Genomic DNA, 12,302 nt, shown 5'->3' on the forward strand with positions numbered 1-12,302 from the left:
AGGATGAGCGCGAAAGAAAGAGAAGTGATCAAGCATGTCAAAAACAGTTGTATTAGCTGAAAAACCTTCAGTCGGCCGGGATTTAGCCCGGGTGCTGAAGTGCCATAAAAAAGGAAACGGTTATCTCGAAGGCGATCAATATATTGTGACCTGGGCTTTAGGCCATTTGGTGACGCTTGCTGATCCCGAAGGCTACGGAAAAGAATTTCAATCATGGCGCCTAGAGGATCTGCCGATTATCCCAGAACCCTTAAAGCTTGTGGTAATAAAAAAAACCGGAAAGCAGTTCAATGCAGTCAAATCCCAGCTTACCCGTAAAGACGTCAATCAGATTGTCATCGCGACTGACGCAGGCCGGGAAGGTGAGCTTGTTGCGCGCTGGATCATTGAGAAAGCGAATGTCCGAAAACCAATCAAGCGGCTGTGGATTTCATCTGTGACGGATAAAGCGATCAAGGAAGGTTTTCAAAAGCTGCGCAGCGGCAAAGAATATGAAAACCTGTACCATTCTGCCGTCGCCAGAGCGGAAGCGGATTGGATTGTGGGAATCAACGCCACCCGTGCACTTACCACAAAATTCAATGCCCAGCTCTCATGCGGTCGTGTGCAGACTCCGACGCTAGCCATGATTGCAAAGCGGGAGGCAGACATTCAGGCGTTTACGCCCGTTCCGTATTACGGCATACGTGCTGCAGTCGACGGCATGACGCTGACGTGGCAGGATAAGAAATCAAAGCAGACGAGAACGTTCAATCAAGATGTAACAAGCCGTTTACTAAAAAATCTCCAAGGAAAGCAAGCGGTCGTAGCTGAGCTGAAAAAAACAGCGAAAAAAAGCTTTGCGCCTGCGCTTTATGATTTAACGGAGCTCCAGCGTGACGCCCACAAGCGCTTCGGTTTTTCTGCCAAAGAAACGCTTTCTGTCCTGCAGAAGCTATATGAGCAGCATAAGCTCGTCACATATCCGCGGACGGACTCTAGATTTTTATCCAGTGACATCGTCCCGACGTTAAAAGACCGTCTGGAAGGCATGGAAGTAAAACCGTATGCCCAATATGTCAGCCAAATTAAAAAACGCGGCATTAAATCTCATAAAGGATATGTCAATGACGCGAAGGTGTCAGACCACCACGCGATTATCCCGACCGAAGAGCCGCTCGTTCTCAGCAGTCTGAGTGATAAAGAACGAAAGCTGTATGACCTGATTGCGAAACGTTTCCTGGCTGTATTAATGCCTGCATTCGAATATGAGGAAACAAAGGTCATCGCAGAAATCGGCGGAGAAACCTTTACGGCGAAAGGCAAAACCGTGCAGTCGCAAGGGTGGAAAGCCGTTTATGATATGGCGGAAGAGGATGATGAGCAGGAGGATGACAGAGATCAGACACTTCCTGCGCTTCAAAAAGGCGACACACTTGCCGTCCGCACGTTAACGGAAACAAGCGGCCAAACGAAGCCGCCTGCCCGCTTTAATGAAGGGACCTTGCTGTCAGCGATGGAAAACCCAAGCGCGTTTATGCAGGGAGAAGAAAAAGGCCTCGTCAAAACGCTTGGAGAAACAGGCGGCCTCGGCACGGTGGCAACGCGTGCCGACATTATTGAAAAACTGTTCAACAGCTTTTTAATCGAGAAAAAAGGCCAAGATATTTTTATCACATCTAAAGGAAAACAGCTCCTGCAGCTTGTTCCGGAGGATCTGAAATCACCGGCCTTAACAGCAGAATGGGAGCAAAAGCTGTCTGCGATCGCGGCCGGCAAATTGAAATCGGCTGTTTTTATTAAAGATATGAAGGCTTACGCTCACCAAACGGTAAAAGAAATCAAAAACAGCAGCCAAACCTTCCGACATGACAACATCACGGGAACGGCATGTCCGGAATGCGGCAAAATGATGCTGAAAGTAAACGGCAAACGCGGGACGATGCTCGTGTGCCAAGATCGTGAATGCGGAAGCAGAAAAACGATTGCCCGAAAAACAAACGCACGCTGCCCGAATTGCCATAAAAGAATGGAGCTTCGCGGCCAAGGCGAGGGCCAGACCTTTGCGTGTGTGTGCGGTCACCGTGAAAAGCTCTCTGTATTTGAAAAACGAAAAAACAAAGACAAAGCGCGTGCTACCAAACGGGACGTATCCTCTTATATGAAAAAACAAAATAAAGATGAGCCGATTAACAACGCGCTGGCAGAACAGCTGAAAAAACTCGGTTTGGATAAATAATAAAAAAACCTGTGCCTATCGCACAGGTTTTTTTAGTGGACTTAGGTCCTGTTTTCTTAATGTTCAAAAAGGGGAAAAAAAGCTAGCAATCTGCATTTTTTTCTTTTATAGTAAATGTACTTTGTAACATGGCAGTCATATTTTCGTCTATAACTATTTGTGAGCGTCTGATTTGCTTCAGGCGACAAAGGGGGATTTGCCTGTGAGGCATGTACTAATTGCTGTCATCTTATTCTTCTTATCTATCGGACTTTCCGCAGGGTGTGCTGAAGCTGGAAACAAGACCCAAAATCAGTCGGCGACAGAAGTGAATGCCAGCCCGCTCCAGCCGGCGGAATATTTCATCTATCACAATTTAATGAATGACCAAGGGCTGATTAAAACCGATTTTTCAGACCAGCCTTCTTACTTGTCGGAATCTCTCGGCCTGTGGATGGAGTTTCTGCTCAGCAAAAATGACGCACCGCATTTCCAGGATCAATATCAGCATCTGACTGATTCATTTCTGATGAGCAATCACTTGGTGACGTGGAAGATTCAAAATGGCCAAGCGAGCGGGACGAATGCGCTGATAGATGATATGAGAATTATGCTGTCTCTTGACCAAGCCGCCGCAAAATGGGGCCGCAGCGACTACGCGCAAACGGCTAGGGATATCGGCACGTCTTTGAAGACATACAATATGAACAACGGGTTATTTACAGACTATTACGACTCACAGGCCGCTTCAAAGGATGTGACGCTTTCATACGTCATGCCTGACGCCTTAGCCGTCTTAAAGAAGAATGGAATCATAGACGAAGACACAGAACAGCGGAATGCCAATGTTCTCTATTCAGCTCCTTTAAAAAATGGCTTTCTGCCGAAGACATACAGCTCGGAGACGAAGGAATACACATATGATAGTGAAATCAACCTGATTGATCAGCTTTACTCTGCTTGGCATTTGCCGGAAGGGGATGAAAAAGCATCTGTTTTAGCGGACTGGATCAAGCAGGAATTTCAGAAAAACGGAAAGCTGTACGGGCGGTATTCGGCAGATACGAAGGAGCCTGCCGTCCAATATGAGTCTCCATCCGTATATGCCTTAGCCGTATTGTTTTTGACAAAACAGCATGAAAACAGTTCTGTCATCAAAGCCATATATGACAGAATGAATGACTTTGAAATTCATGATCCGGTGAAATCGTATTATGGAGGCTATATGAGCGGCACTCAGACGCATTCATTTGACAATCTGCTGCCGCTGTTAGCCGAAAGGAAGCTTTTTAATGAAAATATCATTCAGTGAATCACAAAAATTATTTGCTTATTTTTCAGGGCTCATCGCGGCCCTGTCTTTGTTTATTTATTATGTGTCAGCCCAGCAATCAGAAGGTGCTCTGATCCTTTGCATCACATTTGGCGTCATCGCCGCAGGCATCTGGTTCGGCCCGATTTACGCGCTGGCAGTGACCTTAATCGTACTCTTTGTTCTCGGCACCTTAATGATGTTTTTCCAGACTGGACAGACATCGCTCTTTCCGGCTGAGGAAGGGCTGCGAATGCTTGTTGTGTGGGGAATCGCGCTTTTGCTGTTTTCTTTTATTTCTGGAAGAATCCACGATATTACAGCAGAGCTTCGGCGCTCAATAACACGGCTTCAATCCGAAATTAAAAGCTATGTTGCTGTTGACAGAGTGACTGGTTTTGATAACAAGCAAAGGATGAAGCTGGAGCTTTCAGAAGAAATCAAGCGGGCGGAGCGCTACGGCAATTCTTTTGTGTTTTTGCTGCTCCATATGCATTATTTCAAAGAGTTTAAGTCTTTGTACGGTGAAAAAGAAACGGACCGCCTCTTCCAATATGTCAGTCAGCAAATCAGGACAAGCGTTCGGGAAACGGATAAGAAATTCCGTCCCTCTGATGAGCGTATCGGGATCGTGCTGACGCACACGCCTGCTGAACATATGCCGGCCGTTCTGACTAAGCTGAAGAAACAATTGGATACATATCAGCTGGAAAATGGAAAGTATGTGTCGCTTACGTTCCACGTTTGCTATTTGCCCTACCGCAACGATATCAAAACAGCTGATCAATTTTTAGAAGAACTGGAAAACGAGATGATGATGAATGAACTATAAAGGAATCACATTGCTATGCGTCATGCTTCTATTTTCAGCTATTGCGTCTTTTCCCGTTTCTGCGCAAGCGAAAGATCAAGATGCCGGCATTCTCATCATCTATTCAACCTTGGATGGCAAAGAGTCGTCACAAGTCAAAATGCTCGATTTGCTTGCGGGCCACTTTACATCCCATGTGACAGTCAAAAAAGATTCAGACGTTGAAGCGTCGGATCTCAAAGGGAAAGACCATGTGATTTATTACGGCCAAACGAAAAGAAAGCTCAGCAAAAAATTGCTGTCTCTTATCAGCGGCGTAAAAAAACCGGTTGTCGCCATTGGCTATAACGCAGGCCAAATCAGCCAATTTTCCGGTCTTTCATTAGCCCGCAAAGAAAATGTGTTTCAGGTTCACAGCAGGTCGGAAAAGGCCGATGTGTCTCTGGAAAGCGGGCTTAACGTGCTGAGTGTATCAGGCCTGAAAGGAACGGCGCTTTACACCTTCAAAGCCGATGACGGCACAACGCATTCTTTTATATGGAAAACCAAAAAAGGGAATGTGTACATTGGATTAACAAATTTGTTAAATGACAATTTGATCGTGGCGAAACAGCTCAGAGAAGCTTTCGGAGAGAAGGCGGGGACGACGTTATTGTATTTGCGTCTCGAGGATATCAGCCCGATGTCTGATGAAAAATTGCTGCTTCAAGCCGGTACATACCTGCATAAGCGGCATATTCCTTTTATCCTGGCGGTCATTCCGGTTTATTTGAATCCGGAAACAGGCGACAAAGTGTATTTGTCTGATCAACCGAAGATGGTCAAGGTGCTGAAGAAGCTGCAAAGCATGGGCGGCAGTATCATTGTTCACGGCTATACTCACGCTTATCGCTACAGTGAAACAGGAGAGGGCTTTGAATTTTGGGATGCAAAGGCGGATCAGCCGATTACATCCGGAAATGCCGAAGACCCCCCGTCCATTTTGGAGAAAGAACAGGACTTCCCGAACGAACAAGCCTATCACAGCTATCTCGAACCATTTCGGGAAAAGGAAGAAACGTATACAAAACAAAAACTGACGCGTGCCATTGAGGATTTGACATCGTCGGGTCTTTACCCGCTGGCGTTTGAAGCGCCGCATTACACGATGTCCGAATATGGCTATCAAATCGCCTCGCAGTATTTTACAAGCATTTTCGGCCAGGTCCAGCTCAGCAGCACAACATGGAAAACATCCGGTGCACCTCCGTTTGTGAGTGCTCCTTCGATGTTGCACGGAATGACCCTTTATCCGGAAACGATCGGCTTTGTCGACACATCAAAGCAAAACCCGCTCGGTGAGATGGAGGAGCACATCTCCCAGATGATTGATTTTGAAGGCGGAGTAGCCGGAGGATTTTATCACCCGTACCTTGGGATGAAATATCTGCCGGAGCTGGTTGATCAGATGGAACGCATTCCAGACAGTGAATGGCTTGATTTAAAGAGAACGAAACAAACCGTCAAAACAGACAAAGTGGAAATTCATACAAGCGGTGACGGAACGATTCAGGTGAAAAACGGCGTAAGCGCCATTGACGAGTTTTTCGATCATCATCGTCAAACCCCGCTGGAAAAGGCGTTATGGATTCTCTCCGCTGTTGTGCTCTTATTTGTCATCATGTTTGTCAGTTATACGTTTTACTTGAGAGCCACATTGAAAAAACGAATTTTTAAGGAGAGAAGAAGCCTTGGGTAATACGCTGTTCTTTATCTCGCTAAGTTTAATATGGGTTATGCTTCTCTACCACATGTTCCTCATGCAGGGCGGGTTTCGCCACTATATGACCTTCGAACGGAATATCCCGAAGTGGAGAGAAAACATGAAGGAACTGCCGAAGGTCAGCGTCCTCATCCCGGCGCATAACGAAGAGGTTGTGATTCGGCAGACGCTGAAGGCGATGGTCAACCTTTATTATCCGAAGGACCGGCTGGAGATTATCGTCGTTAATGATAATTCATCAGACCGGACGGGTGATATCGTCAATGAATTTTCCGAGAAATACGATTTCATCAAAATGGTGATTACGAAGCCGCCAAATGCAGGAAAAGGAAAATCCTCTGCACTTAACTCGGGTTTTGCCGAATCGAACGGCGATGTGATCTGTGTGTATGACGCCGACAACACGCCTGAGAAAATGGCCGTGTATTACCTCGTGCTCGGCCTGATGAATGACGAAAAGGCAGGCGCCGTGGTAGGGAAATTCCGCGTCATCAATGCAGCAAAGACGCTGCTGACGAGGTTTATTAATATCGAAACGATCTGTTTTCAGTGGATGGCCCAGGGAGGCAGATGGAAGTGGTTCAAAATCGCCACGATCCCAGGCACCAACTTCGCGATCCGCAGAAGCATTATCGAAAAGCTCGGAGGCTGGGATGACAAAGCGCTCGCTGAGGATACTGAGCTGACCATCCGGGTGTATAATCTCGGCTATCACATCCGCTTTTTCCCTGCCGCCATCACGTGGGAGCAGGAACCGGAAACATGGAAGGTATGGTGGCGCCAGCGCACCCGATGGGCGCGCGGCAATCAATATGTCGTGCTCAAATTTTTGGCGCAGTTTTTTAAGCTGAAACGAAAACGGATTATCTTTGATTTGTTTTATTTTTTCTTTACGTACTTCCTGTTTTTCTTTGGCGTGATCATGTCAAATGCGATTTTTGTAGTGAATTTGTTTTATGATTTGCATTTGTCGGTTGGATTTTTGGCAATGATTCTCTGGATTTTGGCATTTTTCTTATTTATGACAGAGGTCATGATTACGTTGAGCATTGAAAAAACAGAAATGAACAAGCAAAACTTTTTTATCGTATTTCTCATGTACTTCACATACTCGCAGGCATGGATTGTGCTTGTTATCTACTCTTTATTCGTGGAAATCAAGCACCGTTTATTCAAGCAAGAGGTCAAATGGTACAAGACAGAACGATACAATCAACATAAAAGCGGGTGACCTTTTTGAAACAAATAATGATTTTTCTCACAAGCTTCATGCTGCTGGCGATGACTGGACAAACGGTTCTTGCCAAAGACGTAAAGGTCAGCGGTTCGCTCCTCGGGAAAAGCAGCCAAGAACAAGCCAAACAGCAGGTGCTGACAAGCGAGCTGATTACACTGTATGGATCAAAAGACAGCGCAGAGCTGACGTACCAGATCCCGGCAGGCGCCTCTTCGGGCAATCAGCAATTGGTAATCGAATACGAGGCATCAAATCTTCTAATTTCTCCATCATCGTTAACGGCTGTCATTGATGATGAACCGGTCAAGACGTTAAAGCTTGATGGTGATTCCAAACGGAAAACAGTGAAGCTGAATCTGAATAAAAGCCAGTCTGCGCAAGGCTATCACAACGTATCGCTGAAATTCTACGGCGTAATGAAAGAGGGCGTGTGCGTCAGACAGGATACATCAGGCAACTGGATTAAAATTTATCCGGACAGCCGGCTGACACTTGCTGACAGCAGTGAAGCGAAGGGAACGTCGCTGGACCATTATCCGTATCCTTTCGCCCAATCTGGAAATACAGCGGAAGAAACAGCCATCGTCATTCCGGATAACCCAAGTTCAGCAGAAATAGAAGCTGCTGTTAAAACAGAAGGCTATTTGAAAACGGTGGACAGCAGTGTCAGTATTGCATATGTCACGGAATCTGAACTGAAAAAAATCGATAAGCCGACGATTGTTATCGGCGTGGACAAGCATTGGAACGGCAAAGTGAAAAAACTGTTGAAACAAGCTGGGCTACAGGCAAAAGGAGAAAACCTTCTGCTTGCGGAGCGGGTGCTGAAAGCAGAGGGCAAACAGCAGCCGGTTCTGTTTGCGCAAGCGGCGTCCGAGTACGCGCTCACTAAAAAAATCAGCGTGATGACAGATCAGACATATACAGGCCAGCTCAGCGGCGATACACTTTCAATCAGCAAGCTTCAGCAGACTGAAAAAAAAGAAAGCGATAAGCTGACCCTTGAGAATTTTGGAGCGGGTGATATCACAATTGGAGCTGACAAAACATCTTCAGCACATTATTTTTATCCGGCTTCGGCTGTTTTAGATGAAAACCAATCGGCGAAGCTGTCGCTTAAACTGAAAAAGTCTGAAACGATTCAAGCCTCAGCGGCTGAAAACGAGTCTGCCTCTCAGGCCGCAGAACTGAAAGTGATGATCAACGGCCAGCCGCACTCGGTCCGACTTGATGAATTAGGAAAAGAAGATAAAAACGGATTCTATCATGTCACAGTGAAAGTGGACCCTAAACTGCTGCAAAAAAACCGCTACATTGATATTCAGTTCGTCACGACCGGCTTAAAGGAAAACAACCCTTGCAACACCACTGATGAGGAAAAGTGGGTTTTTATCGATAAAAACAGTACATTATCATACGCCATCAAAGGCATGTCTCCGTCAGCGGATTTTCAAGAGTGGCCGCTTCCTTACGCCGGAAACCAGGATCAAACAACATTAATCGTGCTTCCTGACACCGTAAGCCAATCGAAGCTTGAGGAGCTTTCTCTCGTAACGGAATCCTTTGGCAGCGAAGCACAGCATTCATATACAGTAAAGAAATCATCTGACGTTACAGCAAAGGATGCGAAAGGACGAAACCTCATTTTCATAGGAGGGATCAATCAATTTTCTCTTCTGAAGGAGAAATCATCAGATCTGCTTGTGCCGCAGGAGAAGAACGGCTCGTTTGATGTATCTGGTTTCGAGATGCTGAATGAGACGACAAAACAAGTGGTATTTACCCAAGCATCGGTTTGGGATTCACGCTATACAATGGCAGTCTTTGCACCGTCAAAAGGAGATGGAACGGCTGTCACAAAAGAGATCATCAGTTATCTGAACAGCAACGATGAGTCGGCAACCGTCCTTAATGAAACAAACAGCCAGCAGGTGTTTACAAACCACCAGCAGCTCAAATCGGAAACAAACAGTTCCGATGCAGAACAACCAACACAGGATCATAGCCAGAAATGGATGTATATTGGTGTGCTGGCACTCATTATGGTGGTTGCGGCAGTGTTCATTTGGATTGCCGTAAGACGCAGAAAAAGAAAGACAGATACAGAATAAAACAGAGGCTATTTTAGCCTCTGTTTTTTTATTTTTGGTAAGTAAATTCCATTTGTGGAACCTGTCATTTTATTTTTTTCTCTCAGCCAATAAGCCTCTTTACAACGTGCGGGAACGGGAGTATGATCTCTTTTAGAAAACAAATCGCTTAATCTGAAATCAGAGCGGGGGACCCAATAGAACGGCTTTTTGCCGTTGGGGTGAATCCTTTTTAGGTAGGGCTAACTCTCATATGCCCGAATCCGTCAGCTAACCTCGTAAGCGTTCGTGAGAGGAGATGAATGAAACCTGTGTTCGATGTTATGGCACAGGGGCATCCGTTTGCCTCTGTGTTTTTTGTTGTTCATTTTTGAATGCAAATCGCATACAGAGACATCATAGCAGAAAGGACTATCATCAACATGTGAGAGCAAGACACTGATGGATGTTTTATTGTTTTAATTGAAAAATGAGAAATTAAAAGGGGAAGACATCGATGTATCATTCAATCAAACGTTTTTTGATTGGGAAACCACTAAAATCCCAAGCAGCTGGAGAGCAAAAACTGACGAAATTAAAAGCCTTGGCTATGCTTTCCTCAGATGCGCTATCATCTGTCGCATATGGGACAGAACAAATTCTAATCATTTTGGCAACAATCAGTGCTGCCGCATTTTGGTACTCCATTCCGATTGCGGTGGGCGTTCTCATCTTGCTGCTCGCACTGATTCTTTCATACAGGCAAATTATTTACGCTTATCCGCAGGGCGGCGGGGCGTATATCGTTTCTAAAGAAAATCTCGGTGAAAAACCGGGATTGATTGCGGGCGGTTCATTGCTTGTTGATTATATTTTAACAGTAGCGGTAAGTATTTCCGCAGGCACGGACGCCATCACGTCAGCCTTTCCTGTATTGCATGATTATCATGTGCCGATCGCTATTTTTCTCGTGTTAGTGATTATGATTTTGAACCTGCGCGGGCTTTCGGAATCGGCATCCATTCTTGCCTACCCTGTTTATCTGTTTGTGGTGGCGCTTTTGGTTCTCATTGCAGTCGGGTTGTTTAAACTTATGACAGGACAAATAGACCAGCCAGCCCATCATACACCGCTCGGCACACCTGTAGCCGGCATTACGCTGTTTTTGCTGCTTAAGGCTTTTTCCTCCGGCTGCTCAGCGTTGACCGGGGTTGAGGCCATTTCTAATGCGATTCCTGCATTCAAAAACCCGCCTGCGCGAAACGCGGCAAGAACGCTTGCGATGATGGGGATTTTGCTGGCGATTCTGTTTTCCGGCATCACGGTGCTCGCGTACGGGTATGGTACGGCGCCGAAGCCTGATGAAACAGTGGTTTCACAAATTGCGTCCGAAACCTTCGGGCGGAATGTGTTCTACTATGTCATCCAAGGTGTCACATCGCTTATTTTGGTTCTTGCGGCAAATACGGGATTTTCAGCCTTCCCGCAGCTTGCCTTCAACCTGGCGAGAGACCAGTATATGCCGCGAATGTTTACAGTCAGGGGCGACCGCCTAGGCTTCTCAAATGGGATTATCTTTTTAGGCGTTGCTTCCATTGTGCTCATCCTGTTATTCGGGGGACAGACAGAGCACTTAATTCCGTTATATGCTGTCGGCGTATTTATTCCATTTACGCTTTCGCAAACCGGCATGTGCATCAAATGGATCAAGCAAAAACCAAAGGGCTGGATCGGAAAAATGCTGATCAACTCTTGCGGCGCTTTGATTTCGTTTATGGTTCTGTCGATCCTGTTTGTGACGAAGTTTAATGTTGTATGGCCTGTTTTAATCTTTATGCCTATCGTCGTTCTGTTGTTTTTTGCGATTAAAAATCACTACACCGCTGTCGGCGAACAGCTTCGCATCGTAGACAAAGAGCCGGAAGAAATCAAAGGCACCGTTGTGATTGTGCCTGTGGCCGGTGTCACCACCGTCGTACAAAAATCGATTCACTATGCGAAATCACTGTCCGATCAGGTGATCGCCGTTCACGTGTCATTTGACAGAGAACAGGAAAAGAAATTCGAAAAACGCTGGGAAGAGCTTAATAACGGCGTGCGTCTCGTTACGCTTCACTCCTCGTATAGAAGCCTTGTCCATCCGTTTGATAAGTTTTTGGAAACAGTTGAGGCGAAAGCGAAGAAGGAGCAGTTTTCCGTTATGGTGCTGTTTCCGCAATTTATAACGAAAAAACGCTGGCACACCATCCTTCACAACCAATCAGCCTTCCTCCTCAGAGTCCGGCTGTTCTGGAAAAAGGACATAATGGTTGCCACACTGCCGTATCATTTTAAAAAGTAAAGCTCTAGGACCAAGGGAATCACCTTGGTCCTTTTTTGCGGAAAAAGGAGGTATGGCGGTGTATACACAAGGTGCTTTTGTGATCGTACTGAACGAAAGTCAGCAGGTTCTGCTGGTGAAACGAAAAGATGTCCCTTTATGGGATTTGCCGGGCGGCAGGGTTGATCCCGGGGAATCGGCTGAGGAAGCGGCAGTGCGGGAGGTATTGGAAGAAACGGGATACAATGCAGCGCTTTCTGCGAAAATAGGTGTTTACCAAAGGCCAAAGTTTCAAGATGAACAGCATCTGTTTTTCGGAAGCATAACAGGCGGACAAGCAGTGGCTGACGGCACAGAGACAGCGGGATTAAAGTGGGTTTCCCCGGAGCGTTTGCCGCTTTTTATGGTGCCGAACCGAAAAAGGCAGATCAATGATTTCAAGAATGGCGCTCAAGATGTAAATGTCACCGTCAAGGATAGAGGGTTGCTCGCGGCGATCGACCTGTTGAAAAGAAGACTGGGCAAGTGATTCAGGTCTCCGGGTTTTAAAGCCTTTCTCCTGTGGTATTGAAAAAAGGAAAAAGGAGGATACGT

General features: G+C 46.1%; 8 protein-coding genes and 1 riboswitch. All 8 genes read left to right on the top strand.

The window, feature by feature from the left end; all coding sequences use genetic code 11:
* Positions 1-34 precede the first annotated feature (34 nt).
* The 8 genes from NSU05_RS02405 to mutT all read left to right on the top strand — a co-directional run bounded on the left by NSU05_RS02405 (position 35) and on the right by mutT (position 12,237).
* Positions 35-2,218 carry a DNA topoisomerase III gene (locus tag NSU05_RS02405; RefSeq protein ID WP_003246684.1) on the top strand — a complete coding sequence of 728 codons (2,184 nt, stop codon included), beginning with the start codon at positions 35-37 and terminating at the stop codon, positions 2,216-2,218.
* Positions 2,219-2,420: 202 nt separating this feature from the next.
* Positions 2,421-3,509: a hypothetical protein gene (locus NSU05_RS02410; RefSeq protein WP_038428372.1), complete on the top strand. Its 1,089-nt coding sequence runs from the start codon at positions 2,421-2,423 to the stop codon at positions 3,507-3,509.
* On the top strand, positions 3,490-4,341 hold the full coding sequence (gene epsK / locus NSU05_RS02415) for a cyclic-di-GMP receptor EpsK (protein WP_015252791.1): 852 nt from the start codon (positions 3,490-3,492) through the stop codon (positions 4,339-4,341). The genes NSU05_RS02410 and epsK overlap by 20 nt, the downstream gene beginning before the upstream one ends.
* 10 nt (positions 4,342-4,351) lie before the next feature.
* On the top strand, positions 4,352-6,058 hold the full coding sequence (locus NSU05_RS02420) for a DUF2334 domain-containing protein (protein WP_082200994.1): 1,707 nt from the start codon (positions 4,352-4,354) through the stop codon (positions 6,056-6,058).
* Positions 6,051-7,313: a glycosyltransferase family 2 protein gene (locus tag NSU05_RS02425; protein WP_003246697.1), complete on the top strand. Its 1,263-nt coding sequence runs from the start codon at positions 6,051-6,053 to the stop codon at positions 7,311-7,313. The genes NSU05_RS02420 and NSU05_RS02425 overlap by 8 nt, the downstream gene beginning before the upstream one ends.
* A gap of 5 nt (positions 7,314-7,318) precedes the next feature.
* Complete coding sequence (locus NSU05_RS02430) at positions 7,319-9,430, top strand: cellulose biosynthesis cyclic di-GMP-binding regulatory protein BcsB (protein WP_038428374.1); 2,112 nt, start codon at positions 7,319-7,321, stop codon at positions 9,428-9,430.
* Between the two features lie 135 nt (positions 9,431-9,565).
* Positions 9,566-9,709, top strand: a riboswitch (cyclic di-AMP (ydaO/yuaA leader).
* Between the two features lie 196 nt (positions 9,710-9,905).
* The gene (kimA, locus tag NSU05_RS02435) at positions 9,906-11,729 is read left to right on the top strand and encodes a potassium transporter KimA (protein ID WP_038428375.1); all 1,824 of its coding nucleotides are present in this window, start codon (positions 9,906-9,908) and stop codon (positions 11,727-11,729) included.
* A 58-nt stretch (positions 11,730-11,787) separates the two neighbouring features.
* Positions 11,788-12,237 (top strand): 8-oxo-dGTP diphosphatase MutT, encoded by a 450-nt coding sequence (mutT, locus tag NSU05_RS02440; protein ID WP_038428376.1) that lies wholly within the window; start codon positions 11,788-11,790, stop codon positions 12,235-12,237.
* Positions 12,238-12,302: the final 65 nt, after the last annotated feature.

It is taken from the genome of Bacillus sp. EU52 (assembly GCF_037964975.1).
GTDB classification, from domain to species: domain Bacteria; phylum Bacillota; class Bacilli; order Bacillales; family Bacillaceae; genus Bacillus; species Bacillus subtilis.

Excerpts from the sequence above, each read along its gene's own strand:
- epsK (WP_015252791.1), top strand. The coding sequence starts at position 3,490 with ATGAAAATATCATTCAGTGAATCACAAAAATTATTTGCTTATTTTTCA.
- kimA (WP_038428375.1), top strand. The coding sequence starts at position 9,906 with ATGTATCATTCAATCAAACGTTTTTTGATTGGGAAACCACTAAAATCC.
- NSU05_RS02405 (WP_003246684.1), top strand. The coding sequence starts at position 35 with ATGTCAAAAACAGTTGTATTAGCTGAAAAACCTTCAGTCGGCCGGGAT.